The sequence below is a fragment of the Mycoavidus cysteinexigens genome (assembly GCF_003966915.1).
Taxonomy (GTDB): domain Bacteria; phylum Pseudomonadota; class Gammaproteobacteria; order Burkholderiales; family Burkholderiaceae; genus Mycoavidus; species Mycoavidus cysteinexigens.
In genome coordinates this window covers 480857-506404 of the sequence record NZ_AP018150.1, presented here as the reverse complement: position 1 = coordinate 506404, position 25548 = coordinate 480857, and the positions used below count along the sequence as shown (strand labels likewise).

Below are 25548 nucleotides of genomic sequence, written 5' to 3'. Positions count from 1 at the left end.
CCACAAACATCGTACAGTAGATTTAAGCTAAAAATGCGGATTAAACAAAAAGCTTCATGGAAAGAAGTGCCTGAATGGGTCGAGCACGAAATACAAAATTGGGTTCGCTGGTGCTGGTCTGGCCCCTGGCCGCATCCTCTGCCACCGACGCAGTGCGCTTCGGCTGAGCGTTACTATCGTGCGCCAAGTGATCTAGGCGAGGCCGAAACATCTCTGCCTCCACCCTACGTCCCGAATGCCGAGATTGTGCAGCGGGCTTATGTTGCGATGCTGAAACAGGAGCAACACGTCATGAAAGCAGAATATATTCACCCTTGGGAGTCCGGTCGTGCTCGCTATGGCAGAACGGGGGCGGCGCGCCAATTAAAAATGTCGCTAGCCAATTATGAGACGATTTTACGGAGCGGATGCTTTCGCATCGAAAGGGCTTTTGGATGAAATATGCGCGGGAGATTATGGAACTGATGAGTGCTTATCCTGAACGGAATTTTAAAATGATTGAAATCGTGCGGCACGCTAATCCGAATCCAAAAAGTAAGAAAGAGCGCTGTGCTACCCATCGAGGGGTATTACGCGTTTTAGATACGCTCACCGAGATGGGAAGAATATTTAAAATACCTTCGCGGGCAGGCAACGGAGGCTATACGCTTTATCGATGGAAAACCACGACATGAACTTTTGCAAACCGCGACAAAAACCACGACAATGGCGGTGGGAAAAACCGTCCTAAAAATTCAGCCGCTTTTTTGAGTGGGTTTTTGCAGGTGTTTTTCCCAATGATTTTCAGCCTCAGGCAGCCTAAAAGCTGCTTTTTTTATGCCTGTTTGCTTTTACCTCTGACGATGGCTCGACCCAGCAAATACACGATTGCTCTAGCAACAAAAATCTGTGAACGCTTGATGGTCGGTCAAAGTTTGCGCTCCATATGCGCGCAAAAGGAGATGCCCTATCAAGCGACTGTGTATCGATGGCTCACGCAATCTGAGTCATTTCGAGACCAATACACGCGCGCACGCGAAGTTCAAGCCGACACGCTCGCCGATGAGGTTCTGGATATTGCCGATGACTCTACTCAGGATATGCAAGTCGACGAGCAAGGCAATGAACGCGTGCGCCACGAAGCCGTGCAACGCTCCAAGCTCCGCGTCGATGCCCGTAAATGGCTTGCCGGTCAATTAGCGCCCAAGAAATATGGCGACCGCATCCAGCAAAATATCAGCGGCGCAAACGATGGCCCGATTGAACAAAAAATCACTATCGTCGATGAAGCCCAAGTCAAAGCCACCGTCGCCCACCTTGAGGAAAGCTATTGATCCCGAGGTGCTTCGGGCGGTCGCTAAGGCCAAATGTGAGCAAAGTCACCTATTTTTTACGCGGTATTTCTTTAAACACCGCCAGGGCATTCCGTTTCATCTGAACTGGCACCATGCGTTGATTGCCGATACGGTGCAGAAAGTCATCGATGGCGAGTTGAAGAATGTTGTGATTAATGTGCCGCCAGGCTCTTCCAAGACTGAGCTGGTGGCGATTAACTTGATCGCACGGGGCTTAGCGCTGAATCCCAGAGCGCGCTTTTTGCATATTTCGTATTCTGACGATCTGGCCTTACTCAATTCTGAAATGGCGCGAGAAATTATCCGTAGCGAGGAATATCAAGCGCTGTGGCCGCTCGCGATTGCTCAGGATGCAAAGAGTAAAAAGCGCTGGAATGTGCTGCTCGATGGTAAGAAAGCTGGGGGCGTCTATGCGGTCTCATTAGGTGGTCAGATTACCGGTTTTAGAGCGGGTCATATGGCTCCAGGCTGGCAAGGCGCGCTCATCATTGATGATCCGCTTAAAGTCGAGGATGCGTATAGCAAAGCCGCCCGTGACAAAGCAAATCGTAAGCTCGTATCTACCGTTAAAAGCCGTAAGGCGCAGCCGGATACACCGATTGTTGTCATCATGCAGCGTTTAGCCCAAGAAGACCCAACTGGCTTTATCCAAATGGGCAAAGTGCCTGGCGACTGGACCTTCGTTTCGATTCCGGCGTTGTTGGATGATACGTATGTGGCCGCTTTACCCTCTGGCTATCGAGACAGGATAGATACCTCGCTACGAGACGAACATGGGCGGTTTAGCTACTGGCCCTATAAAGAGCCGCTTAACGATTTATGCGCGCTCGAGCAAGCGGATCGCTACGTGTTCACGAGCCAGTACCAGCAGCAACCCCGCGCACTCGGCGGTGATTTAATCAAAAGTGAATGGTTTTCGTATTACGAAATACCGCCCCGCATTCGCCTACGCAAAATGTATGCCGATACCGCACAAAAGACCGCGGAGCACAACGATTACAGCGTGTTTCAGCTGTGGGGCTTGGGAGAAGATAACCGACTCTATCTGCTGGATCTCATCCGCGGCAAATGGCCTGCGCCTGAACTCAAGCGTCGTGCGATTGCCTTTTGGAATAGGCACAAGGCCTATGACCATAAGACCAGCGCACCCTTAGCGCAACTGCTCGTCGAGGATAAATCCTCAGGCACAGGCCTGATTCAAGACATTCAGGAAGACGGCCATATCCCCGTTAAAGGCATTCCTCGCGGTACCGATAAGCTCACCCGCATCATGGGCGTGCTGGCTTACATTGAGTCAGGACGTATTGCGCTCCCCAAAACAGCGCCTTGGGTGAAAGACTTTATTGCCGAATGCGAGGCCTTCACGGCCAATAATACGCACGCACACGATGACCAGATTGATCCGATGATTGATGCAATTACCGATTGTTTAGCGAAAAGCTCGGATTGGTCGGGATGGACTTAGAGGGAAGTTTAGGAAGGTGGGCGCTCAGTATCCCTAGCGGGCCACTGGAGATCAATCCAATGAAGGGAGTACCAAACGCCCGATTCTTATTTTACCCGAATTCACTATTTAGGTTAAATTTTGTCAAAAAAACATAAAAATAAAGGGGTGCAAGCAATACCCACCTTGGCAGTCCAGCCAACGGACATCACCCAAGATAGCCTCACCAATCTCGTCGCAGGCCTGATGAATAGCCGCGACAAGATGGCGTATAACCATTATGCGTTTCGCAAAACGATTAGCCGCAGCGAACTCGCCACGATGTATCGCTCAAATTGGCTGGCGCGCAAAATCATCGATGCGCCGGCTGAGGATATGACGCGTGAATGGCTAAGCCTCGAGACCAAAGATGAAAACAGTAAAGACAAACTAGAAGCCGCCGAAAAGCGCTTTAAGCTGGTGACGCTGCTCACGAATAATTTGAAATGGGGCCGACTCTTTGGCGGCTCGGCGCTCTACATGAGCTTAGCGGGTGAGGACCCCGAGACGCCGTTAGAAATTAAACGTATCCGCCGTGGGGCGCTACAGGGCTTTCTCGTTCTGGATCAACACCAACTCACAGTAGATAAGCAACCTTGCCTGGTTGACTTAAACCGCCCCGAATATTGGCGACCTGAGTATTATCGCGTTGCCGAGACACAGCAAATCATTCATGCCAGCCGCCTCATCTTCTCCGATGGCGCGCTGGTACCGGTCAGTGATTTAAAGCAGCAAGGCTTTTGGCACGATAGCGTACTGCAAGCTCTTTACGACGAGCTACAACGCGGCGATACGGTCGCCAGCGGCACCGCCAGCATGTTCTTTGAAATGTGCGTCGATATCTTAAAAATTGATGGACTCACGAACAAGCTGAATAGCGATGAAGGCACACGCGAAGTCCAAAAGCGCTTTGAGGTCACCAATACGGCCAAATCTTTTAACCGGATGATGCTGCTCGATAGCGCCGATGACTATCAGCAAAAAACTATCAACTTTGGCGGAGTCAGCGAAGTCGCCACGATGTTTTTACAACGTATTTCAGGTGCGGCAGACATTCCGGCAACCCGTTTGCTTGGGCAATCTCCTACCGGCCTGAGCGCCACGGGGGAAAGCGATATTCGCAACTACTACGATGCGCTCAAAGCCAAGCAAGAAAACATCTTACGTCCTCAAGTCGAAAAGATTTACGATGTTATGGCGATGTCTGAGCTGGGTCACCCCCTCAAAGACCTCGTGATCGAATTTAATCCGCTCTGGCAATTGTGTGAAGCGGAACGCGCCAACGCTGAAAAAATCCGCGCCGAGACCGATCAAATTTATCTGATGCAAGGGGTGATTCACGAAGCGCATAGCCTCAAACGCCTCAAAGCCAATGATACCTATGCGATTACCGATGAAGATTTAGACGAAGCGCAAGCACTCGCGCAAGAATTAGACACACCGGATGAACCTGACGCTACCCGCCCTGATCAAGGCACACCTCAAACACACGACAAAACGCCAGTCTAAGCGCCCTCGCGTACTACGATCAGCAAAACTCAACCGTCGAGCCGAAGTCGCTTACCGCAATCAGTTGTTGAGCCTGGTGAAACAGATGCATCAGCGCGTTAAAGAAGAGATTTTGCCGATCTTGAAAGAACCAGAGGACGGCTATACGCAGGATGCGTTATCAGAATCGCTGGTTCAACGGATTCAAGCCGCGTTAGAGCGTGTGTCTCGAGCCTTTCTAGCGTTGATTGCCCACGCACACCGTTGGGCGCAACGCATGGTCAAGCAGGTCGATGAAGACAACCGCACGGCGCTGATTGGCAGTATTCGCTATGCCTTTGGCATCGATATCGCCCCATTACTGAATGTTCCAACGCTCAATGCACCCTTGCAGTTAGCTATGGCAACGAATGTGCACTTGATCCGGTCGATTTCACAGCGCTATTTTGAGCAACTGCGCACTTCCGTTTTAACCGGAGTCTTGGAAGGACGGCGCTATACCGAACTCGCTAAAGACATTAAGAAATTGACCGGTGCCACCGAAAAGCGTGCGCGCCTGATTGCCCGTGATCAAACCGCTAAAACCCATGCGGCGATTGCCCAAGCCCGTCAAACCGCATTGGGCATTACCGAATACGAATGGCAAACCAGTGGCGATGAACGCGTACGAGACAGTCACGCGGATAACGATGGCAAACGGTTTAAGTGGGAGACCCCACCCGAGTCCGGCCACCCAGGTCACGATATTGCTTGCCGCTGTGTCGCCTTACCCATTATCGACTTAACATGACCGAAATTTTAGATAGCTTGCCCTCTGAGCGAAGATACACGCCAGAGGGTTTTTTAATTGCGCCCGCCAAGCTCGCACGTTGTGGGATTCAGCCCTATCGCGCCGTCGAATACGCTGAAAAATCGGGCGATCCGATGCGCATTCTCAATATTTATCGCCCGCCTGAAGAAGTCTTTGCGCCCGACTCTCTGGCTTCTTATGAAGGCGCGCCGCTCACCAACGACCATCCACCCTCTTTCTTTGTCACAGCCGATAACTGGCGGCATCTCGCGCTGGGCTTTGTGCGCAATATCCGGCAACAAGAGGGCTACGTGGTCGGTGATTTAGTGGTGCAGGACAAAAGCACCATTGCCCTCATTGAAAGCGGCAAGGTGGGCCTTTCCGCCGGTTATCAATCCAACAAAGAGATGATCTCTGGCGTGACCCCAGATGGGCAGCCCTATGACGGCATCCAGAAAAGTATTCGCGTCAACCATATCGCACTCACGCGCACCCCTCGTTGCGGGCCCACCTGCCGCATTGAAGATTCTAACTCTCATGGAGAACCCCTTATGTCTGACACACCCGATCAAACCACGACGCAAAGCACTGACGCAGCAGCTACTGTTGAAACAGCCCCGACGCCCTGCCATGACTGCGGCAAGATACAAAATCAAATGGATGCACTGACCCAAACCATCCAAAAGCTCGAAACCGAAAACCATACCCTACGCCAGAAAGAAACCACGCCTGCCGTGCGCGATGCCTGGATTGCCGATTGGGCTGAAACCGTGACCGATGCTAAGCAGTTGATGCCGTCTATCACGACGACCGATAAAAGTTGTCATGCAATCCGGCACGAAGTGGTTAAGCAGCTTTATCCGAAGCACAAACCTGTGGTCGATGCGCTGTTAGCAGAGCATACGCTCGATAGTGCCGACGAGGCCATGATTCAACGGGCTTTTAAGGTGTTAAGCGCTCTGCCTCAAAGCACCCCACGCCGTGATCCTGTGCTGGATGCGCTGAACACGCAAATGAACACCGATAGCACACCGTTAGATTCAAAGGCCGCCCGCACAAAATACATCCAAGGGCTAGAAACCACCCACACCGCTTAACTTTTTTATTCAATCAGGAGTTTTTTTATGTCGATTCAACTCGCCGACTATGGCGATGCACAGCTCGAGCGGGGTATCCCTGGACTTGAAGCCGATAATGGCCCCAACAGTATTGTGAACCGCCGTAATGCGGGCACTGCTGAAATTGACTTTGGTTTAGCAGTCGCCGCAGGTGCTGACGTAGATACAGCGGTGTTGCCTTCTACGGGTTGTCACATCATCGGTTTAAGCGTGCGCCACGCTACGATGCAAGCGGATAAAAGCGGTAACGTCAGCTATGCGCCCAAAGCCACCATACCCGTCATGGAAATTGGACGGCTATGGGCGATCCCCAAAGATCCTGTCAGTCCAGGTGACGCGGTGACGACCGATGCGACTGGCGCACTCTCTACGGGCGGCACGATTCCAGTGCCTAGCGCTCTATGGGAAACGCAAGCCGCGGCCGGAGCGATTGCGCGCGTGCGGATTAACCTCCTCCCCTCTAGGCCCGCCACCTCCAGCGTGTCCACCCAGGCGGAATAAGCCTTCCATTCACTTTCTTTTTACAACACCATGTCTAATACCAATACACACTTGGCCTATGCCCTTGGCCGCACCTCTCTTTTCCAAGATTCCAGTTTTATCCACGATTCGACTCAAGCGCTGGCTTTCTTAACCGGACAATTGGAATCCGTTGAAACACAGATTTACCAAAAAAAGCGCGCCCCTCTGGATTATGAAGCGCTGCTACCGATCTCAACCTCTGCCGGCCAATGGGCCACTTCCATTACCTATCGCATGAAAGATTTTGCCGGTCAAGGCAAACGTCATAGCGGTAAAGGCGGTGATATTCCTCGCGTCGATGTCTGGTATAGCGAAAAAACCATCCCCGTCATCTCCGCAGCGATTGGCTATTCCTATACCTTTGACGAACTCCGCAAAGCCGCCAAATTGAATCTTGCCCTGGATCAAGATCGGGCAGAAACCGCTTTCTATGCGTATCGCGCCCACTTAAACCAAATCGGCCTGTTTGGTGAGGAAGAACTCACGGGCTTATTCAATTCGCCTGTTGTCCCACAAGCGCAAGCCGGTACCGGGGGTTGGTCTGCCGCCACGCCTGAGCAAATTTTAAAAGATATTAACGATGCTATTTCCCAGGTTTGGATTCAGACCCGACGCAATAGCACCGCCAATACAATCATTTTGCCTGGCTCTCACTATTCTCTTCTTGCCAGCACGCCGCGCAGCAAAGGATCGGATAAAACCATTTTGCAGTACGTGCGCGAGAATAATATCGCCAAAGCCGAAAGGAATATCGACATCGATTTTAGAGGCGGTCTTGATCTAGATCGGGCGGGCCAAAATCAAGGCACTCGGATGATGGTTTACGAGAAAGATAAAGTCAATCTCGCCTTTCATATCCCGATGCCTCTGATGTTCCATACGCCTGAGCAACGCGGATTGGAATTACTTATCAACGGCGAATACAAATACTCCGGTGTTGAATTCCGTTATCCGAAATCGGCTTTGTATATCGATGGGATTTAATCGTGATCACCCCTGCTGACGTTAAAGCGCGCTTTCCTGTGCTCGATGCCGTGGAGGAGGCGCAGCTTCAACTGTTGATTAACGATACGCGCCCCTTCTTTAATATCGATCGCTGGGGCGCGTTTTATCCGCGGGGGGCCTGTCTATTGGTCGCGCACTTTTGGACCCTGCAGCAGAAGTTCGATAAAGGCGAAACGGCTCCGATTCATGCCGTGACGTCTCGTAAAGCGGGCGAGGTTCAGCTTAGCTATGCCCCACCTACTGCACTCGATGCGCAAGATGCGTGGCTGGCAAGCACCAGCTACGGCCAACAGTACCTTAGCTTGCGCAAGCAGGTGAGCTTTGGCGCTCTGGTGGTGTGAAGATGAACTTTTCTAAACTCGATGGGCTGCTCAATCGAATCAAAGCGTTGGGTCAGAAAGAAATCTGTGTCGGCGTCATTGCTAAAACCGCGTCACGCAAGGATCAAAAGGCCCGTTTCAGTAACGCGCAAATCGCTGCCGTGCATGAATTTGGCGCACCCAACAAAGGCATTCCCGCACGGCCCTTTTTAAGATCGACGTTGATTCGAAATAAGCAGGTCTATACCGAGGCACTCGCCACACAGATGCGCAAGTCGGTGAAGCAGCGGCAATCGGCTGAACAGGCCTATCAGGCGGTTGGCCTTAAGGCAGCAAGCGATGTCCAGCATGAAATCCGCCATGGCGCGCATACACCTTTAAAGACTACGACGATTCAGCGTAAAAAATCCAGCCAGCCGCTCATTGATATTGGTCAACTGCACCAGTCAATCACTTCTATCGTGCGAGATATCAATGAATCTTAAGGCACTCTTTGATGAAAGCGAGTTGACGCAACGCATTACCCTTTCCCGCCGCCATGGTCAGCATCATCCCGATCATGGCGAGTGGTTAGAACGCTATTACATGCTCGAGGTCACCGCGATTGTCTATCCCGCCGGTCAGGACGATCTTTTAAAGCTTCCTGAAGGCGAGCGCTATTTGCCCGCCATTCGGATTTTGAGCCAAGACCCTTTAGTAGAAGGTGATATTGCGCTGCATCAAAATCATCGCTGGCGCTTAACTCAGCTCTCTAATTTTGCTCACTATGGCTACTACGACGCAACAGCAGTTCGACATGAAGGCACTGCGCAGCCTACTACGCGAGGTTTTGTCGTTACCTAGTGGCGCTGTACGACCAAGCTATCAGGCTGGACCGACTGGCGCTGAACCCTGTGTGATCGTTTCTGTGCTGACTTCCGTTGAAATCGGCACCACCCGACAAGAGTTTGATGGCGCACGTGAAATAGAGCGTTTAAGCACCGCACGGCTTACCATCGTATCGGTTGAAGCCTTTGGCAACAACGCTTATGCACTCATGCAAACGCTCATGACGCTGTTACAGGCCAGCTCGACGCAAGCCATGATGCGCAATCGCCTCAACGCCGGTTTAGTCACTCTTTCGCCGTTACGCGATTTAACAACCATCGTTGGCGCAGGAACCGAAGAACGCGCTCAGTTTGATGCCACTTTTTCACATTCTGATTGCGTTGAAATCGATTTAAACCGCATTGAGCACGCGCGATTCACCACGCATACCGAAACACACGAAATAGCCTCAGCCCCTCTTGCTTAAATTTTTGGAGAATTAATATGCCCACCTCGCTGCCCCTCAGCGAAATTGTGAATGTTCAACTCAACGTCCAACCCCTCGCCCCCAGCCGACGGGATTTTGGTGTGTTGAATCTGATGACCCCCGAAGCCGGTCAGGTGTTTAATGATGCCCATACGCTCTATGCTGAATATGCGAATGCCAACAGCGTTGAACAAGCGTTTGGCAGCCATAGTGTCACCGCTCAGGCTGCCCGCCTATTCTTTGCCCAAACTCCACGCCCGAAACGCTTGGTGGTTTCCCGCTGGGTCCGTATTAAGCGCACGTTAGCGGCCACTCACTCTAAACTCTATGGCGGACCGATGACCGCGACGTTAGAGCAGCTCAAAGCGGTCTCTGTCGGCTATTTCTCGATTAAGGTCGGTTCCTCCCTTAAAAACTACTCCAAAATCAATCTCTCTACAGCCAGCTCTTATGAAGAGATTGCAACTCTTATCACCGCTAAAACCTCCACCGATAAACTCACCGTGCGTTGGGATAGTACGGGCCAGCGCTTCATCGTCGAAGCGGATCAAGCCGGCGCAAGTCGCACATTAAGTTTAATGAACAGCGATGGGCAACCGCTGACGGTAAGTAGCTCGCCCTCTTATTTGGGCACTCTACTCAAATTGGATAGCGCGGATGCCTATTCAGTCGCCGGCACCGATGCCGTCACCCTTGAAGCACAATCTCTCACCGAAGCGCTCTCACAGCTTGAGGCCCGCTTTAATCACTGGTATGCCCTTAACATTCTTCACCCCTTAACTGATGTCCAAATCAAAGAGGTCGCCAATTGGGTGCTCGCTGCCGATAAAAAGATTTTGGGGTTGACGACTTCTAACCCTCAGCACCTAGAACCCAGTTTTTTAAATGTATTTAAGCAGTTGGCCGATCAGAAGAATGAACGCGTCGTCGCTTTGTATGACAAAGATAATCCCCATGAGGTCTTAAGCTGGCTCGCGCGTGCTTTATCGGTGAACTTCGCTGGGAATAACACGACGATCACGATGAAGTTCAAGCAACTGCCTGGCGTCACCCCGCATCCGTTAACGCTCACTGAAGCCAATCAATGCAAAGCCTTAGGGATCAATTACTACACCTACTTTGATGAAACTGCGATGGTCGCCGAAGGGACGGTATTAGGCGGGCGCTTCTTTGATGAGGTGCACAGCCTCGATTGGTTCGTCGATGCCGTGCAAAAAGAAGTCGTCGCCACCTTACATCGGAGTCCCACCAAGATTCCGCTGACGGATGCAGGCACGCATCAGCTCTTAGCGGCCGTTGAAAGCGTCTGCCGCGAAGGCGTGCGCAATGGCGCGTTTGCCGCAGGGGTGTGGCGCGGTGATCCGTTTGGGCATTGTCACACCGGCGAGCGGCTTGAAGAAGGCTTTTATGTCTGGGTCGATACCGTTGATCGCCTCTCCAGCAGCGACCGCGAAGCCCGTAAAGCGCCCCCGATTCAAGTGGCGCTGAAACTCGCCGGCGCGATTCATGCCGCTGACATTCTTGTTAATTTTGATCGTTAATTCCTATGAGCACTACTTTTAGTCCCCGCGACGTCTCGGTTCTACTTAATGGCGTGAAAATCTCCGATTGGAGCGACGGCAACGATGTAATTCAAGCTAAATTGAATGCTGATGCCGGTAGCTACACGATGGGCGCCAATGGCACTGGTGTTTTTATTGCGAATCCCGACCAGTCCGGCACGCTGACCCTTAAAATTAAACAGCATAGCCCCGATAACCATTATTTAGATCGTTTATTTAAGCAACAGCGCTCAGCCATCAAGACATTTATTCCCTTAACCCTTTCGATTGTCGATTTATTGAATGATGACAAAGTCAGCGGCTTAAACGGCTATTTCACGACGTCCCCTGACTATACGCGAGGCATGGGCCATAACGCCGTGATCTGGACGCTGGTGTTTGAACAGCTCACGATTACTTTAGAAAAAGGATTGGCTCACTCATGAACCCGCATCAATTTGAACTGGATAGCATCACCTATCGCATGACGCCTGCGAATGCGATGGCCGGTTGGGCCGCTTTAAAGCAAGCCGGTAAATTACTTGAGGGGATTAAGGTTTCTCAAGATAGCCATCTTGAAATCGGCACGCTTTTAGCTCATTTAGGCAGCCCGCAAGTGGCTGAAATCGAACAGCTAATTTACGAACATACGACCGTTCAAGCGAATCAAGATAAACCCTTTCGGCTAGCGCATCAGCTTGAGACGCATTTTAATCAACACCGCTCGCACCTCATTCGCATTTTGCTGGAAGGCTGTAAGGTGCAATTCGCCGATTTTTTCAAAGGGGGCGCTTGGAACAGTCTAAGCGCCCTCATGCCTACGCCGGTTCAGACCTAGTTGATTGGTTTATCTGGCTGCCCATTATGCGCAAACACTGCACCCTGAATGAACTGCGTTCTGTTTATACGCTGTCTGACTTAGTCGAGTTTCATCAGACGATCGCACAGTGGGACACGATCCAAACCAAACTGACTCAAAGCACCCATGGTCGTTGATGAATTTCTCTTTAAGCTCGGCGTCGTCGCGGATATTAAGCAAGCCCAGCACTTTCGCCAAACGCTCTCCGATGTCGCCCGCACCGCTTCAATCGCCACAACCGCCGTGGGCGTATTGGCAGGCGGCCTCACCTCCTTCTTTGCGAAGGCGCTCAATGGCCTGAATACGCTGAATCAAGCGGCACGCGAAACCGGTGTCAGCGCTGAATATTTACAGCAACTCGGCTTTGCTGCGGCGCAAAATGGTGCTTCTCTTGAAGCCACCACCGCTTCAGTACGCGGGCTCTCTAAAGTCATCGGCGAGGCGGCCGATGGCATAGGACGTGGCGCACGCGCCTTTGAGCATTACGGACTCTCAGCTAAAAACGCCAACGGCTCGATTAAATCCGTCACGCAGATGATGGGGGAATTGCAGGACAAAATGCAGCGCCTCTCTGATCCTCAGCGCAGCGCCTTCTTACAAAAGATGGGCATCGATGCGGCGATGCTGCAAACGCTGCGCTTATCCAAAGCTGAGCTGCACGAGTTGATGCAAGAGGCACAGGATTTAGGCATTGCGACACAAGAGCAAGCCGATAGGGCTTCTGCCTGGGGCGATGCAATGACCCGCATGGACTGGATATTTAAATCTTTACGGACACAAATTGCGTTGGGCTTAGCGCCTCAGTTACTTCTACTCGCGGATCGCTTTAAAGCCTTTTTGTTACGCAATAAAGAGCTCATTCGGGATGGGCTGCGCCGGTTTATTGACATCCTCTTTGCTACGGTACAAGCGCTGGTTCATACAGGGTCTGCGATGGATCGCATGATCCGTCATACGATCGGCTGGAAAGCGGCTCTATGGGCTTTGGTCGGTGTCTCAGCTTGGGTTAAACGTGCGACGATAGCCGCATTTGTCGTCAATCCCGTTGCGTGGCTCGCTGTGGCTATCGCAGGGCTAATTGTCTTGATCGATGACTTGATGACCCATCTCCGAGGCGGTGAAGCCTCTTTGGCCAGATTTTGGGATTGGCTTGGAAACGGGATCAACTATGCCAAACAAGCTCTTGCTCAATGCTGCAACTATTTAACTCGGTTTCAAAAGACGCTGGCGCAGGTAGCCAGCAAAATTAAAGCTCTTATCAATTCAACCTGGGCACAGCTCGTTCAATTGATTCGTCAAACTTGGAAAAGCCTTTTAGCCAAAAGTACCGCACTTGTTGCCCGCCTTAAAACGCTCTTTCTCTCGCTCTTGGAATCCGCTCGCACGCTATGGACGAATATCACGGATGGGATTGCATACGCTTTTGAAACCGCGTTCAATCGCGTACAGCGCGCCTGGGATAGCGTCTTCGGATGGATCTCGAAAGGCTGGGACAAACTGCACTCCGGTTTTCGTTGGATCGGCGAAAAACTGAATCTGACCCAGGGGATCGATATTGCTCAAGCCGTCAACCTGGCTTCAGCTTCCGCTCATCCAGCTGCACATCAAAGTAACACTGTGAACCACCATACGACACATCATGCGCAGCGCACTCAGCAACAGACAGTCAACCAAGACATTAAAATTCATATCGCCTCTTCCGATCCCGTCGCAGCAGGCCGCGCCACCATGGATGCTCTGCGTCAACAGCGCATCGCCACGCATAACAGCCACAGTGCCGCCAAGCTATGACGATCTCGGTGCTGCACCGCCGCATCGGCACCGTCACGCTCGATGCAACGCTCGCTGAGCAACATCAGTCGGTTTTACGCATTTCTGAAAACCCGATTGAATCCGGTGCGCTGATTGCCGATCATGCGGCGCTGGAGCCAAAACAAATTACGATCACAGGCATTGTCACCGATTACCAGCCACCGATCACCTACCCTACAGGAATGAATCGCGCATTTTTGCGCAAAAGTCCGGATTTTTTAAATCAGCTCCCTTTGCCGACCGAAGTCAAAGCGGTCACGATGCAGGCCGCCTCGCGGATGCAGCGCGAACTCGGTTCTGCACCAACCCTTCAGCAGTCAATCGCTAGCAATCTAGAGCAGGCGCACCCTCTCGTTCCCTGGCTACCGGCCTGGAGCGGAATCGATTCCAGCACAACGCAAGAGCGCGTGCAGCAGGTCTATGATGCCCTACTGGAATTACAACGGTCCATTGAGCCGATCGAGATTCTAACGGGCGCTAAGCTGTATTCCAATATGCTCCTCCAGTCCATCAGCCTGAATCAGATGCAAGATGGCATCGCTGAATTCACGATCACCTGTCGGGAGATTTTAATCGTATCGACACAATCGATCGCCGGCATTCAGCGCCAATCTGGCCGCGCCCGCAAGCAAGCCGCCGCTAAAACGCAAAAAGGCAAAGTGCAACTCCAGCCCGCCGATAAAAAGAAGTCTTTGCTGAAGCATCTATTGGGCTAAGCCATGCATTTGATCCCCGTTGATTCCGCCCCGTATCAAGAAATGACAATTGCGTTTAAAGCACATGCGTTACGCCTCACGCTACGCTACAACAGCCTCGCCGACTATTGGGCGCTGGATGTCTTCGATTTAAAGCGTGAGCGCTATACCGCTCAAGGGCAGCCGCTGATCGTCGGCACTCCAATTTTATGGCGCAGGCCTATTGATTATTGCTTCATCCTTACCGATGAAAACGGTATCGGCCTTGATCCAGTCGGCGGAGAAGATTTAGGCCAGCGTTGTTTGCTTTACATTGCAGATAAAGCTCAAATAACCGCATTAGTTTGATAACCGATACCCATCATTCATCGTGGCTGAAATAGAGAGCTTAATATCGAGGGCATCAATCAATTTACGGATCGTGTCGTAGCGAGGCTTTGAGCCAGGCGTTAGCGTTTTGTAGAGACTTTCTCGCCCAAGACCGGCTTTCTTCGCTATATACGTTATGCCACGTGCTTTGGCGACATCGCTCAATGCAGCAAGGAAAACATCCGGATTGGGGTCTTCTAATGCAGCACTTAAATATTCTGCAATCGTCTCTTCATTATCGAGATAATCCGATGCGTCGAATTTTGCATATTGAGTCATTCTTTGCTCCTCTTAAGGTCCAAGGCCATCCGCCTAGCATGCTTAATATCCCGCTTTTGGGTCGATTTATCTCCGCCTAGAAGCAAAACATAAACCACTAACTCATGCCGTGTGTAGTACACCCTATAACCTGGCCCGAAGTCGATTTTCATCTCCGAAACGCCTTCGCCAACAGGTTCCGAGTTCCCAAAATTTCCATTTTCAGCGGATTTGATCCGGCCCAAAATTCTGGCCTTACCACGCAAATCCCGCAGAGTATGAAGCCAGACATCGAATTCTTCAGAACGCAAAATAGTGTACATAAACTTAATGTATCTAATTAGATACGATTGGTCAAGGTATTTTTTATGAAGCAATTCGGCCGCCGTTACCAGCTTGCGCTGGGCAATCCACACGATGGGTTATTCATTGATGCGCTGCGCGTCTCGTTTGACCTCTGTAAAACCATTGACGCTAAGCCCAATCCGGCTCAAATCTGCATTTGGAATCTGAATCGCACGCATCTCAATCAACTCTTAAGCGGCACCTTTAAACGCGTGGCCTTATCGGTCGGGTATACGGAGTTGCGCTTGCTCTATACCGGCGACATCCTCAAAGCCACCCTGCAACGCGATGGACTCGATTCTATCCTGGTACTGGAGTGCGCCGATGGTGACACCGATTATCGGCATGCTCGAGTCTCACTCACTTTAAAAGCCGGTACATCCGATCAACAGGCGATCCAGCAGCTTGCACAATCTTTGGATCAAACCCAACTCGGTACGGTGGCCCAAGGGCGGCTGAATAGCTTACCCCGCGGCCGTGTCTTTTGCGGCAATACCCGCGATGCATTGAGTCAAATCGCTCAGGCCAATCAGGCCGACTGGTCGATTCAAGATGGTGAGTTGCTGCTGCTGCCTGCCCAGCAGGTGTTAGCGGATGAAGCTACTTTGGTTTCACAAGACACCGGCATGATCGGCGCGCCTGAAGCCAGCGAAGACGGGCTTATCGTCACTGCTTTACTGAATCCCGCCATCCGCATCGGTGGCTTAGTGCGCGTGCACTCCATCACCGAATCCTTCAATGGCGATTATAAAGTCGTCAGCGTCTCGCATTGCGGCGATACGTATGGCGATGAATGGCTCACCACAATAACGGCTGTAGGCGGGGCCTTTACGCCTATTAAGGATCCATCATGAAATGGCATACCCCTTCCCTCGATGCCGCGATTGAAGCCAGTATCACTGCCGCACTCAAAAAGCTGCATGTCGCCTTGCCGGGTCGAATTGTGAGTTTTGATCCCAGCACGCAAACCGCGTCCGTGCAGCCCTTGATCGAGCAGATTCTACAGAATGATCAAGCCACACCTTTGCCGATGCTCACCGATGTGCCAGTGCACTTTCCACGCGGCGGGGCCTTTGTACTCACCTTTCCGGTCGCGCCAGGCGACGAATGCTTAATACTCTTTGCTGAACGCTGTATTGATGGCTGGTTTGCCAGTGGGCAATCCAGCATTCCGCTGGACTATCGCTTGCACGATCTATCCGATGGCTTTGCGTTAGTTGGGTTTTCTTCTTTGCCTCGCGCCATTCCAGAGTATGCAATGGATGCGGTCATGCTGCGCACGCTTGATGGCAGCGCTTACTTTAAATTAGATCAAGCGGGGCATATGACGATCAAAGGCACCCAATTGACGATCCAATGCCCCGTCGTCGTTGAACAACTGTTGACCTACCAAGCCGGCTTAAGCGGTACCGGCAGCGCCGCAGGCACCACCATTAGCGGCACGATCTCGCATAGCGGCGGTGAACTCATTTCCAATGGTGTGACGCTGCACGCTCACCGGCATGACGGCGTCAAAGCCGGCGGCGATACTTCAGGCGGTCCGCAATGAAAGTACGGCGGCTCGATGCGAACCATGACTGGACCTTTGGGCAGGGACGCGCCAATTATGCAACCCTCGCTGAATCGGTCGCCCAACGCGTCAAATCTCGCTTATTGTCTTTTCAGGGTGATTGGTTTTTGAATCTAGAGCATGGCTTACCTTGGCTGCCCACCTTTGAGCGGCCTGCAGATTTGCGGCAGATTGAACACCTTGTGAAACGCACGATTTTACACACGCACGGGGTGCGCGAGCTTCTAGCTTTAGAGTTGGAATGGGACCCCAGCACGCGCCATCTAACAATAACCGCCCAACTTAAAGATCATGACGATCAATTGATTAACATCACGAATTAGAGTCACCCCCAAAAAGCAAAAGCCCCGAACTGTAACCAGCAGTCGGGGCTTTTTTGTTCCCGCTTTTCAAACGAAACAAAACATATGAAGAATGATAAACGATTGACTTTAAAAATACCAGGAGTAGCAATGGAAACTGTGAATATTAAAACCGCTGAATTTCTTAAAGTGCTATGGCACACCGCCACGATCATATTTACCGGCATGACCCTGTGTTGCGTACTCGACATCGTTAAAACGATATGCCTATCTTAAAAACATGGCACACCTTACCGAACAAGGACTCATCATTGAGCGACTAGATGCCAATCTGGCCCAGCTTGATACCGGTTTTAAGGCGATTTATGGCGCGGATATTAATACCGATCCTGATAGTCCTGATGGGCAGCTCATTGGCCTCATCGCCCAAATTAAAACTGATTTAGAAGAGCTTGCTGAATCCATTTATAAAGCACTCGATCCTGAAGCCGCCAGTGGGGTTTGGCTTGAACAGCGCGTTGCCTATGCCGGTTTAACGCGCAGACAAGCTAGCTATAGCTATCTGCGCAATACGATCTTAACCGGCACGCCCCACACTTTGATTCCAGCCGGCGCAGCACTGACCGATCCCCATCATCGACGTTGGTTATTAGTTGCCGATACGACGCTGAATGAAAATGGCTCGGCACACGCTGATTTAAGAAGCGAAGCACTTGGTGCATTTCCCCTGCCCGCAGAGACCACTCTATCGATTGAAACTCTCTTTTTAGGCTGGCGCTCCGCTCAAAGCAATCAAGCCGCAGAAGTCGGAGAAGAGGAAGAAACCGATGCCGAGCTGCGACGCCGTTTCTTTATTAGCCGTGCAAAAGCGGCTCAAAACTCGGTCGACGGGATGATCGTTAAGCTCTTACAGCTCGCCGATGTCCGGCAAGCCGTCTGTTTAGAAAATGACAGCAATCTAACCGATGCGAATGAAGTACCCGCGCATAGCCTCAATATGATTATAGAGGGCGGCTCGGATACCGAGATTGCTCAGGTGATCTTTGAGAATAAAACCGCTGGCACAGGGCTACGCGGCGCAGTGCAAACCCAAATTCTCGACAACACAGGCATGGCGCGCTCAATCCGCTTTGATCGGCCCGCAGTCGTCGCTTGCGCCGCGTATCTCGAAGTGCGCCGCAACGCCCATTTTACGGCAGTCGACGTTGAGGCGATCAAAGCCACGCTAACAAAAACCGCGTTCAGAATTGGCGAAACCGTGCTGCTCTCGCGCTTATACAGCCCCATCAATACCGTACAGGGGTTTTGGGTGGAAACACTCAACATTGGCCGACACGGCCAAACGCTCGCTGCCAGCAATATTGAGATCGGCGTGCGCGAGATGGCCCGCTTTGCCCCTACGGATATTGAAGTCGTCGTGCTCTAAAAATCACACACCATGTCTTATGAATCACTGCTTATTTGGCAGTATAAGGGCAAGCCCAAAGCACGTGCCACCGCACAACTGATCGATCACTATTTTAGCGACACATGGCAGGGTCTCGCCGATTTGCCCAATGCCCTCCATATTGAAACCGCTTCGGGCAAAAATCTCGATTTAGTCGGTCAACATGTCGGCCAATCTCGCATTTTAAAAGGGCTGGCTCCACGCCACTTATTCGGCTTTGAACGCGCACCAGGCGCTCAAGGCTTGAGTCGAACCGGTTTAGGCGGTGGCAAATGGTATCGCAAGGGCGATGTCATTACCGATTCCGTCGTGCTCGATGACGATGATTTTAGGTTTCTCATCAAATGCCGCATCGCCAAAAACCATATGACGGGCACCGTCCCTGATATTACGCAGGCGCTGGATTTTATCTTTGGCGGGCACGCCACTGTTTATGACCAGTACGACATGAGTTTCACCGTCACCATTCGTAGCGATCAAATCACCGCCTTTAAACGCTATGCGATTCAGGCTTTAGATATTTTGCCGCGCCCAGCAGGCGTCAACGTCAAATATGTCGTCTTAGCCAACATCACCGCTTTCGGATTCGCCGGCTCGCCTGGCGCATTCGCTTTTAACCAAGGAAAATTTGCGAGGTATTTATGACCCTTTATCAACGTCCTGATGAACATGTCTTTGCGGAGGGCGCTCGCCCCGGCGAAGTTCAGCCCTTTCCCGATCTTTCCAGAGGGTGGGGCGTCGCCTTTGACCAGACCGGCGGCATCCCACCGATGGAATGGTTTAATTTTATTGGCAAACGCGCTGATGAAGCCATTCGCTATCTGATGCAACGCGGCTTGCCCGAATGGTCTGAGACAGAAGACTATCCTGAAGGCAGTTATATTCAATATTCTGGTAAAACCTATCGAGCTAAAATAGACAATAAGGGTAAAACGCCCTCAGCTCACTTAGCCGAATGGGAAGAATGGGGCCTGACGCGTAAAGCGCTCGATGCACACTTTCATCCCAAAGAGGGCGAACTAGCCTGGCCCAAAATCACCGAAACGCCCACCACATTAGACGGTTACGGTATTACCGATGCGGCTACGGCTCAAGATGTGCAAAGCCAGTTCTCCAAGCTTCAATTACATTGGCAAAAAATATCCAATACGCCTTCTACCGTTAGCGGATATGGCATCACTGATGCAGCACCGATCAAAAGCCCAGCGTTTGTCGGCTCGCCCACCGCGCCCACTCACCATGACCCGCGCAACCACTCGAACCAACTCGCCTCCACCGCTTTTACACAGAATGCGATCTCGGCTGCCTTTACGGGGCATAACCAGCAAAAACTAGAAAGAATAGAAGGGTATCAGAAACTGCCGGGCGGCTTCATCCTGCAATGGGGGCAACTCGGTGCGGATACGGCGGGCAATATCCATATTATCTTCCCAACCCCTTTCTCGCGCGCATGTTTTGGCGTTTACGGCATCCATATCGGTGCGGGACCTGTCATTGTGATTGAAGTGAGTGGAACCCGGTCAAACACCGGCATCGTCCTGCGCACATTTGATACTGATGGGCGCACCGCTGCATGGCCCACTCAATGGTTTGCCATTGGACGGTAGCCGCGAAGTGAGTTCAGTCTCCCCCTTCACGCTTTTTTATTCTGGAATACCCCTATGACTTTTTATTATTCAAAATCGCAACCTGGTTTTTACACTCGTGAAATGCACGGAGACACCATTCCTAAAGATGCCGTCTCCATTACCGACGAAGAATATCATGCTCTGTACAAAGAGTTAGCGAAAGGCAAAATGCTTCAATCCGATCACAGAGGATACCCGATTGCCATTGACCGCCCTCCTATTACCCCAGAACAGTGGACTGAAATTCATTTGCGCCAACGCCGCGCTTTGATTATTGAAAGCCTGGTCAAGTCAACGCCTTTACAAGATGCAGTAGACCTGGAGAGGGCGACAGACGAAGAAAAACAGCGCCTCAAAGCGTGGAAACTCTATCGCATTAAACTCAGCCGCATCGAGCAGCAGTCCGGCTTTCCGACTAAAATCGATTGGCCAAAAGCCCCCGAGGCCACTTCGTGGGCCACTTATCCGTAGCACTAAGAACCGCCTTCATGCGGTCTTTTTTTTCGTCTACACCCCTCTCAACATGACCGAACCCTTTGACAGGGCCGCCCTCCTAGCCGAACTCAAACGCGATGAAGGCGAGCGCTTTAAACCCTACTTCGATACCGTTGGCAAAATCACCATCGGCGTCGGACGCAATCTCACCGATGGGGGCATCTCTCAGAGCGAATGCGAGATCCTTTTGAACAACGATATTGAAAATACGCTCGCGTGGCTGGATCGGAGTTTACCGTGGTGGCGGACCCTGGATGCAGTAAGGCAACGCGTGCTTATCCATATGGCCTTTAATCTGGGCGGCAATCTTCTGACCTTCCGCAATACGCTCTCCGCCATGCAACGCAATGATTACGCAGCCGCGGCTAACGAAATGCTCGCCTCTAAATGGGCTACTCAGGTCGGCCAACGAGCACTGCGCCTAGCCAATATGATGCGCACCGGAATAATTTAACTCTCAATATTAAAAAATGAATCTTCACGAACATGATCGAACGCTGCTTGCGATATTAGCTGCGATGGGCGCTGCGATTGGGATTGGGCAGTTGCTTGCTGGCGGCGAGAAAATCACCGCTCGGTTGATTATCGGGCGCATGATCGTCGGCGCTGGCTTAAGCGTCGCCGCGAGTTCCATCCTCATGCTTCTGCCCGAGCTCTCTCCGATCGCCATTACGGGTCTCGGTGCAGCACTCGGAATTCTCGGCCAGTCCTATTTGGAAATGGCTGTACAACGCTGGTTGGGTAAACGCAATCATGCTGACTAATTGGATTGCCGCTCCGTTGCGCCTATTGTGCATCGCAGCAACCGCGTTCAGCTTTGGCGTAGGGTGCGCAGGTCATTTTTACTACGGCCCGCGTATTCAGAAAGAGCGCTCAGCGTTAGTGCTTTACAAAGCACAACTCACCATGGCCCACGCTCAATTGATTGAAGCCCAAGCCAAAGTTGTCGTACAAACTGAGATTCAATACCGCGACCGCATCAAAATCGTCAAGGAAAAAAGCGATACGATCATTAAGGAGGTTCCTATCTATGTTACTCAAGTTGATACTGAGCACTTTGGCATTAACGTTGGCTTCGTGCGCCACTACAACGCAGCATTTGCCAACGAGTCTGCCGGATTTGCCACCGAGTTTGATCGACAACCCTCCGGCATTTCGATTGCTGAAATTGCCGAAGTCAACGCATTTAATGCCAACGTCTGCTGGCAGTGGCGTGAACAAGCACTAGGTCTTCGAGCGTTTTATCAGCAATTACAGCAGACGTTCCCTTTAACGCCAACACCTGCTGGCAGTGGCGCGAACAGACACTCGGACTAAGAGCGTTTTTAGGCAGCTAACAACATTTATAAAAAAGTGCCGTAGCTTCTTCTCGACTTATTTCAGGCAAATTCGGAGCAATGATCTGGCGTTTCTTTAAGATGAGTCCTCAGCAGATCTAAAATTTTATCATTGATAATTATTGGCTCATTAGGAATAAGCGGCTCTAAAATTAGCTCTCTAATCATGTCCTTTTGACTCACCTCATTTTTATCAGAGTTGTCTTCGAAAGCTAATACAGAATTATTATTGATTTTAATCGACTCCGCATCTTGCCCTCTTAGAAAAACCGTATTTCGAAGATTTAAATCGCACTCTGTTTCAGTCGCCATTATCGCCAGTGCATTCGCCGCGCCAGTCTCAAATTTAGCCTCTTTTTTAGAGCACTCAACTACGCTTAAAAGTCGCTCTTTTAATATCGGTTTCTGCTGCACCCGCTCCGCTAAAAATTTCAATAACGCAGAATCTTTCATGATATTTAATCTATTAAACCATGAAGAGACCTCAATTTTGTCATATACATCGAATTCTTCCCACAGCGTTCTCGCCACAAAATAATCCTGTAACGATTTATAAATAAATCGATGTTGATTTCCTCGTTGGATCAGCGGCGCGTTTAGGCGAATTAACCTAGTCATTTCATTGCCATCACCTAAAAGTAGCTCGCGCCAATCTTGACTCAATTCAGCACTACGCCTTTTCCAAGACCAATTCATTTCTGCCGAATAGGTGGCAACTACATGCCCTGCTTGATACATCTCCAGAGCAAATTTTTTACTAAAGTTTATCCCATGCTCAACAAATCCCTCTTCGTTTAATCTACTGAATGCAAATTTTTCCTCGTTTGAAAGGTTAATTAAAGTCAAGCGATATTTCGCACGATCAAACCAATTTTTCACAAACTGGTCATATAACCAAATTCTCGTGAAACTCTGCCCACTCGTCCTGAGTGTCTGACTAAGCATAGGCAGCTCTCTCCAGAGCATCTGAAATAAAAAAGGAGCTTCCACTAACAGCTTATTAAATTCAAACTGCCCTAGCATTTTTCTATGGTTTAAGGTGTTTTTCACCAACTGTAAGTATATTTCTCTGCATTTTTCAATATACACTTCAGCTGTTGGATCAAAAAATGGAGCAAGTCTATATTCTTCGAGGACTGTCTGTTCCCCTAGCGGCTGAAATGCGATTTGATAGTTAGAACCTAGATATTCCGGCCGGCTGGTGATGATAGCTTTAGCCTTCCACCGAGCTAGCCGGTTTTTCACATAAAACATTTGATTACGATTCTTAAGCTCATCATAGCCATCTAAAATAAAAACAAAGCGATGGTTTTCGCGCAAAATCTCGATCTCTTCCGGCGAGAAATGACAGAATTGCTGGAAATAGTTTTCTATTAAATTTCCTGGGTAGCCCGATGTTAGCCACAAAGGAATATAAAGAGGTATTGGCATTGACCCCGGAACATCAGCTGTAATATATTTTTTAAATAGGCTTTCCGCAAGATTTCGGCTAAATACTGATTTACCTGAATCCACTTCGCCGCATAGCAGGAAAATTTTTCTTGAATTATTTAAAAATTCTTGGATTACTGTTTCTAGACTATACAAAGTGTGCATCTCGGCTACTGGTGCCGCTTTAAGCATAGGATACACTTCAATATCTGAAGCTCTGCATACCCCAAACCAGGCCCTATCCAATTTCGCATTGCGAAAAATTGCTTGGCGCAACGATGCATTTTGAAAATTGCACCCTGTTAAATCAGCCCCCTTGAATTGAGTCTTGTAGAAGCTACCATATTTCAAATCTGCACTGTATGCATGAATTCCGTTGAAATCTTTTTCTCTCAAATCAACTTTTGCTCTGACCAAAATAGTAAGCGCATTCGCTGCCGCAATTCCAAAACCTTTATTATTCTTCGAGGCATTGACCCACTTGATTAGCATCTCTATTAAAAACCTTTCTTGTTGCACACGTTCAACAAGAAAATCAAGAATAGCTGGGTCGCTCACTATATTTAATTTATTAATCCAGGCTGATTCCTTAATAGTAGTAAATTCTTCCCACAGCGCTCGCGCTACAAAATAATCTTGAATTGATTTATGAGCGAACTCATATTGATCATCTCGACAGACCAGCGGTGCATTAAACCTTAACAATTTAATATTTTCGTTGCTCTCACTTAAAAATTTATCTCGCCAATCTTGTATTTCTGCACTAGATCCGTCATAGGAAAGCTGCTCCGAATATGCCACACGCACCAATCCAGCCTGATACATCTCTATTGCCAAATCTTTGCTAAATTTTGTGCCGTGTTTAGTAAAAGCTTTATTCAAAAAGTGAAATGCTTTCTGTTCTGTACCAGTTAAGCGGATACCGCTTAAACGATCTTGCGAACGCTCAAACCAGCTCTCTACAAATTGATCATATAAGGCAAGCCGAGTAATACGTTGGTTGCTATCTTTATATTTCTCAGCCAAAGCGGGCAATTCGCTCAAGGACAACTTGAGTAAGAAAGGATTACGTATCAGGTCCTTGACTTCAGGTCTATCAAGAATTCCCCCATGTTCCGCGACACTCTTTTCTAATTCTGGGTAGGAGCTTTTATATTTGTTTACATATTCTTCAATCGTTAAATCAGAGAATGGAGCGAGTTGATACGTTTGAAGCAAATGCGGTTGCTCTTTCGGATGGAACTGGCGCTCATATCGATCTCCTAAATACTCAGGACGACTCGTAACAATCACTTTGGCTTGCCATTCATCTAGTTCATTCTCAATATAAAAAAGACGAGTTCGGTCTTTAATTTCATCGTAACCATCTAAAATAAAGATAAAGCGATAATTTTCTTTTAAATCAGCTATTTGCTCTTCTGTAAATTTCTCCTCTTTTAGATACTCCGAAATAAGATTGGTATTCGGCTTTTCCAAGCTTGATAACCGAATAAATAACGGTATAGGAGTTTGGCCGGACTTATTGGCCTCTTTGTCATAAGCCTCCCATAGGCTGCGCGCCAAATAACGATTAAAGGTTGATTTGCCAGAACCCGCCACACCCAACAAAAGTAGCACTTTCTTTTCTTTTGAAGCTAAGAAATCTCTCACCTTCTCTTCCAGACTAAAGCGCTCTTTTGTATTCGTTATTAAAGTACACTCCGGCGCGACGTACATTGCCAACGCATCTTTGATTTCTCTGTCTTTTTGCAGGCTTTCTAAATATTTTTTCTGCAACCCCTCGATACCTAAACTAGCGAGCGGTGCATTATTTGGCTGCATAGCCATGCTTTGCAGCGGTCTCAGTATTTCTCGTAACAATTGAGCATCTGAGCCCGTTGAGTGGTAATGCACTGTAATTTCGTTATGCGAACCAACGGTTGGGATATTAATCAAACCATAGTTGATCTGCATGACAGACCTTACCGCATCATAAATCTCAGCAGTTGAATGGACTTGGACCCCCGCATCAGAAAAAGACGAAGCTAATCGAGGAAAATACGAAGCTAAGGAAGGTTGAGTATTTTGGCTTGGATTAATTGGCAACATGCTGGCTACCCCTTTCT

General features: G+C 49.9%; 34 protein-coding genes. 31 read left to right on the top strand and 3 right to left on the bottom strand.

The window, feature by feature from the left end; translation table 11 throughout:
- Nucleotides 1-33: 33 nt before the first annotated feature.
- The 20 genes from MCB1EB_RS02220 (at nucleotide 34) to MCB1EB_RS02125 (ending at nucleotide 14609) form a co-directional block, all read left to right on the top strand.
- Entirely contained in the window at nucleotides 34-438 is a 405-nt protein-coding gene (locus MCB1EB_RS02220) for a hypothetical protein (protein ID WP_045363208.1), read from the top strand.
- Nucleotides 435-674, top strand: coding sequence for a hypothetical protein (locus MCB1EB_RS02215; protein WP_045363213.1), 240 nt, complete (start codon nucleotides 435-437; stop codon nucleotides 672-674). The genes MCB1EB_RS02220 and MCB1EB_RS02215 overlap by 4 nt, the downstream gene beginning before the upstream one ends.
- Nucleotides 675-842: 168 nt before the next feature.
- Complete coding sequence (locus MCB1EB_RS02210; RefSeq protein WP_045365912.1) at nucleotides 843-1313, top strand: terminase small subunit-like protein; 471 nt, start codon at nucleotides 843-845, stop codon at nucleotides 1311-1313.
- Nucleotides 1264-2799, top strand: a complete 1536-nt coding sequence (gene terL, locus MCB1EB_RS02205) for a phage terminase large subunit (RefSeq protein ID WP_045363215.1) — start codon at nucleotides 1264-1266, stop codon at nucleotides 2797-2799. The genes MCB1EB_RS02210 and terL overlap by 50 nt, the downstream gene beginning before the upstream one ends.
- 120 nt (nucleotides 2800-2919) lie before the next feature.
- Complete coding sequence (locus MCB1EB_RS02200) at nucleotides 2920-4326, top strand: DUF1073 domain-containing protein (protein WP_126353835.1); 1407 nt, start codon at nucleotides 2920-2922, stop codon at nucleotides 4324-4326.
- Entirely contained in the window at nucleotides 4262-5095 is an 834-nt protein-coding gene (locus MCB1EB_RS02195) for a phage head morphogenesis protein (RefSeq protein ID WP_126353834.1), read from the top strand. The genes MCB1EB_RS02200 and MCB1EB_RS02195 overlap by 65 nt, the downstream gene beginning before the upstream one ends.
- On the top strand, nucleotides 5092-6192 hold the full coding sequence (locus MCB1EB_RS02190) for a DUF2213 domain-containing protein (protein ID WP_126353833.1): 1101 nt from the start codon (nucleotides 5092-5094) through the stop codon (nucleotides 6190-6192). Before MCB1EB_RS02195 ends, MCB1EB_RS02190 begins: the two co-directional genes overlap by 4 nt.
- 27 nt (nucleotides 6193-6219) lie before the next feature.
- On the top strand, nucleotides 6220-6714 hold the full coding sequence (locus MCB1EB_RS02185; RefSeq protein WP_045363217.1) for a structural cement protein Gp24: 495 nt from the start codon (nucleotides 6220-6222) through the stop codon (nucleotides 6712-6714).
- A gap of 30 nt (nucleotides 6715-6744) precedes the next feature.
- Complete coding sequence (locus MCB1EB_RS02180) at nucleotides 6745-7719, top strand: DUF2184 domain-containing protein (protein WP_052393815.1); 975 nt, start codon at nucleotides 6745-6747, stop codon at nucleotides 7717-7719.
- 2 nt (nucleotides 7720-7721) lie between these two features.
- Complete coding sequence (locus MCB1EB_RS02175) at nucleotides 7722-8081, top strand: DUF4054 domain-containing protein (protein ID WP_045363219.1); 360 nt, start codon at nucleotides 7722-7724, stop codon at nucleotides 8079-8081.
- Between the two features lie 2 nt (nucleotides 8082-8083).
- Nucleotides 8084-8545, top strand: a complete 462-nt coding sequence (locus tag MCB1EB_RS02170; protein WP_045363220.1) for a hypothetical protein — start codon at nucleotides 8084-8086, stop codon at nucleotides 8543-8545.
- The gene (locus MCB1EB_RS02165) at nucleotides 8535-8903 is read left to right on the top strand and encodes a hypothetical protein (RefSeq protein ID WP_045363221.1); all 369 of its coding nucleotides are present in this window, start codon (nucleotides 8535-8537) and stop codon (nucleotides 8901-8903) included. Before MCB1EB_RS02170 ends, MCB1EB_RS02165 begins: the two co-directional genes overlap by 11 nt.
- Nucleotides 8827-9354 (top strand): phage neck terminator protein, encoded by a 528-nt coding sequence (locus MCB1EB_RS02160; RefSeq protein WP_045363222.1) that lies wholly within the window; start codon nucleotides 8827-8829, stop codon nucleotides 9352-9354. Before MCB1EB_RS02165 ends, MCB1EB_RS02160 begins: the two co-directional genes overlap by 77 nt.
- Before the next feature lie 17 nt (nucleotides 9355-9371).
- Nucleotides 9372-10895: a DUF3383 domain-containing protein gene (locus MCB1EB_RS02155; RefSeq protein WP_126353831.1), complete on the top strand. Its 1524-nt coding sequence runs from the start codon at nucleotides 9372-9374 to the stop codon at nucleotides 10893-10895.
- 5 nt (nucleotides 10896-10900) lie between these two features.
- Nucleotides 10901-11341, top strand: coding sequence for a phage structural protein (locus MCB1EB_RS02150; RefSeq protein WP_045363225.1), 441 nt, complete (start codon nucleotides 10901-10903; stop codon nucleotides 11339-11341).
- A complete protein-coding gene (locus MCB1EB_RS02145; protein ID WP_045363228.1) occupies nucleotides 11338-11733 on the top strand; it encodes a phage tail assembly chaperone in 396 nt (131 codons plus the stop codon). Before MCB1EB_RS02150 ends, MCB1EB_RS02145 begins: the two co-directional genes overlap by 4 nt.
- A 26-nt stretch (nucleotides 11734-11759) precedes the next feature.
- A complete protein-coding gene (locus MCB1EB_RS12500; protein WP_269471769.1) occupies nucleotides 11760-11891 on the top strand; it encodes a hypothetical protein in 132 nt (43 codons plus the stop codon).
- Entirely contained in the window at nucleotides 11881-13545 is a 1665-nt protein-coding gene (locus MCB1EB_RS02135) for a phage tail tape measure protein (RefSeq protein ID WP_045363230.1), read from the top strand. The genes MCB1EB_RS12500 and MCB1EB_RS02135 overlap by 11 nt, the downstream gene beginning before the upstream one ends.
- A complete protein-coding gene (locus MCB1EB_RS02130) occupies nucleotides 13542-14282 on the top strand; it encodes a phage baseplate protein (protein WP_045363232.1) in 741 nt (246 codons plus the stop codon). Before MCB1EB_RS02135 ends, MCB1EB_RS02130 begins: the two co-directional genes overlap by 4 nt.
- 3 nt (nucleotides 14283-14285) lie before the next feature.
- Nucleotides 14286-14609, top strand: coding sequence for a phage baseplate plug family protein (locus MCB1EB_RS02125; RefSeq protein ID WP_045363234.1), 324 nt, complete (start codon nucleotides 14286-14288; stop codon nucleotides 14607-14609).
- Here the strand turns inward: MCB1EB_RS02125 and MCB1EB_RS02120 are convergent.
- Nucleotides 14601-14909 (bottom strand): addiction module antidote protein, encoded by a 309-nt coding sequence (locus MCB1EB_RS02120; RefSeq protein WP_045363236.1) that lies wholly within the window; start codon nucleotides 14907-14909, stop codon nucleotides 14601-14603. The genes MCB1EB_RS02125 and MCB1EB_RS02120 overlap by 9 nt on opposite strands.
- Nucleotides 14906-15211: a type II toxin-antitoxin system RelE/ParE family toxin gene (locus MCB1EB_RS02115; RefSeq protein ID WP_045365925.1), complete on the bottom strand. Its 306-nt coding sequence runs from the start codon at nucleotides 15209-15211 to the stop codon at nucleotides 14906-14908. The genes MCB1EB_RS02120 and MCB1EB_RS02115 overlap by 4 nt, the downstream gene beginning before the upstream one ends.
- A 45-nt stretch (nucleotides 15212-15256) precedes the next feature.
- On the opposite strand from MCB1EB_RS02115, the gene MCB1EB_RS02110 reads away from it, so the two are divergent.
- The 11 genes from MCB1EB_RS02110 to MCB1EB_RS02065 all read left to right on the top strand — a co-directional run bounded on the left by MCB1EB_RS02110 (nucleotide 15257) and on the right by MCB1EB_RS02065 (nucleotide 21992).
- Nucleotides 15257-16087, top strand: a complete 831-nt coding sequence (locus MCB1EB_RS02110; protein WP_045363238.1) for a phage protein — start codon at nucleotides 15257-15259, stop codon at nucleotides 16085-16087.
- Nucleotides 16084-16782: a Gp138 family membrane-puncturing spike protein gene (locus MCB1EB_RS02105; RefSeq protein ID WP_045363240.1), complete on the top strand. Its 699-nt coding sequence runs from the start codon at nucleotides 16084-16086 to the stop codon at nucleotides 16780-16782. Before MCB1EB_RS02110 ends, MCB1EB_RS02105 begins: the two co-directional genes overlap by 4 nt.
- On the top strand, nucleotides 16779-17126 hold the full coding sequence (locus MCB1EB_RS02100) for a contractile injection system sheath initiator (protein ID WP_045363243.1): 348 nt from the start codon (nucleotides 16779-16781) through the stop codon (nucleotides 17124-17126). The genes MCB1EB_RS02105 and MCB1EB_RS02100 overlap by 4 nt, the downstream gene beginning before the upstream one ends.
- A 129-nt stretch (nucleotides 17127-17255) precedes the next feature.
- Nucleotides 17256-17381, top strand: a complete 126-nt coding sequence (locus tag MCB1EB_RS12495) for a hypothetical protein (RefSeq protein ID WP_269471768.1) — start codon at nucleotides 17256-17258, stop codon at nucleotides 17379-17381.
- A gap of 4 nt (nucleotides 17382-17385) precedes the next feature.
- On the top strand, nucleotides 17386-18531 hold the full coding sequence (locus MCB1EB_RS02095; protein WP_045363247.1) for a baseplate J/gp47 family protein: 1146 nt from the start codon (nucleotides 17386-17388) through the stop codon (nucleotides 18529-18531).
- Between the two features lie 12 nt (nucleotides 18532-18543).
- Nucleotides 18544-19197: a DUF2612 domain-containing protein gene (locus MCB1EB_RS02090; protein WP_045363249.1), complete on the top strand. Its 654-nt coding sequence runs from the start codon at nucleotides 18544-18546 to the stop codon at nucleotides 19195-19197.
- On the top strand, nucleotides 19194-20159 hold the full coding sequence (locus tag MCB1EB_RS02085) for a gp53-like domain-containing protein (RefSeq protein WP_045363251.1): 966 nt from the start codon (nucleotides 19194-19196) through the stop codon (nucleotides 20157-20159). The genes MCB1EB_RS02090 and MCB1EB_RS02085 overlap by 4 nt, the downstream gene beginning before the upstream one ends.
- 54 nt (nucleotides 20160-20213) lie before the next feature.
- A complete protein-coding gene (locus tag MCB1EB_RS02080; RefSeq protein ID WP_045363253.1) occupies nucleotides 20214-20651 on the top strand; it encodes a tail fiber assembly protein in 438 nt (145 codons plus the stop codon).
- 52 nt (nucleotides 20652-20703) lie between these two features.
- Nucleotides 20704-21129 carry a glycoside hydrolase family protein gene (locus MCB1EB_RS02075; protein ID WP_045363255.1) on the top strand — a complete coding sequence of 142 codons (426 nt, stop codon included), beginning with the start codon at nucleotides 20704-20706 and terminating at the stop codon, nucleotides 21127-21129.
- 16 nt (nucleotides 21130-21145) lie between these two features.
- Entirely contained in the window at nucleotides 21146-21439 is a 294-nt protein-coding gene (locus MCB1EB_RS02070; protein ID WP_045363257.1) for a phage holin family protein, read from the top strand.
- Nucleotides 21429-21992, top strand: a complete 564-nt coding sequence (locus tag MCB1EB_RS02065; RefSeq protein ID WP_045363259.1) for a hypothetical protein — start codon at nucleotides 21429-21431, stop codon at nucleotides 21990-21992. Before MCB1EB_RS02070 ends, MCB1EB_RS02065 begins: the two co-directional genes overlap by 11 nt.
- A gap of 62 nt (nucleotides 21993-22054) precedes the next feature.
- Here the strand turns inward: MCB1EB_RS02065 and MCB1EB_RS02060 are convergent, their stop codons facing one another.
- The gene (locus tag MCB1EB_RS02060) at nucleotides 22055-25531 is read right to left on the bottom strand and encodes an NACHT domain-containing protein (RefSeq protein WP_045363261.1); all 3477 of its coding nucleotides are present in this window, start codon (nucleotides 25529-25531) and stop codon (nucleotides 22055-22057) included.
- Between the last annotated feature and the right edge of the window lie 17 nt (nucleotides 25532-25548).

Coding starts and splice junctions, on each gene's coding strand:
- MCB1EB_RS02220 (WP_045363208.1), top strand. CDS start 34: ATGCGGATTAAACAAAAAGCTTCATGGAAAGAAGTGCCTGAATGGGTC.
- MCB1EB_RS02215 (WP_045363213.1), top strand. CDS start 435: ATGAAATATGCGCGGGAGATTATGGAACTGATGAGTGCTTATCCTGAA.
- MCB1EB_RS02210 (WP_045365912.1), top strand. CDS start 843: ATGGCTCGACCCAGCAAATACACGATTGCTCTAGCAACAAAAATCTGT.
- terL (WP_045363215.1), top strand. CDS start 1,264: ATGAAGCCCAAGTCAAAGCCACCGTCGCCCACCTTGAGGAAAGCTATT.
- MCB1EB_RS02195 (WP_126353834.1), top strand. CDS start 4,262: ATGAACCTGACGCTACCCGCCCTGATCAAGGCACACCTCAAACACACG.
- MCB1EB_RS02190 (WP_126353833.1), top strand. CDS start 5,092: ATGACCGAAATTTTAGATAGCTTGCCCTCTGAGCGAAGATACACGCCA.
- MCB1EB_RS02185 (WP_045363217.1), top strand. CDS start 6,220: ATGTCGATTCAACTCGCCGACTATGGCGATGCACAGCTCGAGCGGGGT.
- MCB1EB_RS02180 (WP_052393815.1), top strand. CDS start 6,745: ATGTCTAATACCAATACACACTTGGCCTATGCCCTTGGCCGCACCTCT.
- MCB1EB_RS02170 (WP_045363220.1), top strand. CDS start 8,084: ATGAACTTTTCTAAACTCGATGGGCTGCTCAATCGAATCAAAGCGTTG.
- MCB1EB_RS02165 (WP_045363221.1), top strand. CDS start 8,535: ATGAATCTTAAGGCACTCTTTGATGAAAGCGAGTTGACGCAACGCATT.
- MCB1EB_RS02160 (WP_045363222.1), top strand. CDS start 8,827: ATGGCTACTACGACGCAACAGCAGTTCGACATGAAGGCACTGCGCAGC.
- MCB1EB_RS02155 (WP_126353831.1), top strand. CDS start 9,372: ATGCCCACCTCGCTGCCCCTCAGCGAAATTGTGAATGTTCAACTCAAC.
- MCB1EB_RS02150 (WP_045363225.1), top strand. CDS start 10,901: ATGAGCACTACTTTTAGTCCCCGCGACGTCTCGGTTCTACTTAATGGC.
- MCB1EB_RS02145 (WP_045363228.1), top strand. CDS start 11,338: ATGAACCCGCATCAATTTGAACTGGATAGCATCACCTATCGCATGACG.
- MCB1EB_RS12500 (WP_269471769.1), top strand. CDS start 11,760: ATGCGCAAACACTGCACCCTGAATGAACTGCGTTCTGTTTATACGCTG.
- MCB1EB_RS02135 (WP_045363230.1), top strand. CDS start 11,881: ATGGTCGTTGATGAATTTCTCTTTAAGCTCGGCGTCGTCGCGGATATT.
- MCB1EB_RS02130 (WP_045363232.1), top strand. CDS start 13,542: ATGACGATCTCGGTGCTGCACCGCCGCATCGGCACCGTCACGCTCGAT.
- MCB1EB_RS02125 (WP_045363234.1), top strand. CDS start 14,286: ATGCATTTGATCCCCGTTGATTCCGCCCCGTATCAAGAAATGACAATT.
- MCB1EB_RS02120 (WP_045363236.1), bottom strand. CDS start 14,909: ATGACTCAATATGCAAAATTCGACGCATCGGATTATCTCGATAATGAA.
- MCB1EB_RS02115 (WP_045365925.1), bottom strand. CDS start 15,211: ATGTACACTATTTTGCGTTCTGAAGAATTCGATGTCTGGCTTCATACT.
- MCB1EB_RS02110 (WP_045363238.1), top strand. CDS start 15,257: ATGAAGCAATTCGGCCGCCGTTACCAGCTTGCGCTGGGCAATCCACAC.
- MCB1EB_RS02105 (WP_045363240.1), top strand. CDS start 16,084: ATGAAATGGCATACCCCTTCCCTCGATGCCGCGATTGAAGCCAGTATC.
- MCB1EB_RS02100 (WP_045363243.1), top strand. CDS start 16,779: ATGAAAGTACGGCGGCTCGATGCGAACCATGACTGGACCTTTGGGCAG.
- MCB1EB_RS12495 (WP_269471768.1), top strand. CDS start 17,256: ATGGAAACTGTGAATATTAAAACCGCTGAATTTCTTAAAGTGCTATGG.
- MCB1EB_RS02095 (WP_045363247.1), top strand. CDS start 17,386: ATGGCACACCTTACCGAACAAGGACTCATCATTGAGCGACTAGATGCC.
- MCB1EB_RS02090 (WP_045363249.1), top strand. CDS start 18,544: ATGTCTTATGAATCACTGCTTATTTGGCAGTATAAGGGCAAGCCCAAA.
- MCB1EB_RS02085 (WP_045363251.1), top strand. CDS start 19,194: ATGACCCTTTATCAACGTCCTGATGAACATGTCTTTGCGGAGGGCGCT.
- MCB1EB_RS02080 (WP_045363253.1), top strand. CDS start 20,214: ATGACTTTTTATTATTCAAAATCGCAACCTGGTTTTTACACTCGTGAA.
- MCB1EB_RS02075 (WP_045363255.1), top strand. CDS start 20,704: ATGACCGAACCCTTTGACAGGGCCGCCCTCCTAGCCGAACTCAAACGC.
- MCB1EB_RS02070 (WP_045363257.1), top strand. CDS start 21,146: ATGAATCTTCACGAACATGATCGAACGCTGCTTGCGATATTAGCTGCG.
- MCB1EB_RS02065 (WP_045363259.1), top strand. CDS start 21,429: ATGCTGACTAATTGGATTGCCGCTCCGTTGCGCCTATTGTGCATCGCA.
- MCB1EB_RS02060 (WP_045363261.1), bottom strand. CDS start 25,531: ATGTTGCCAATTAATCCAAGCCAAAATACTCAACCTTCCTTAGCTTCG.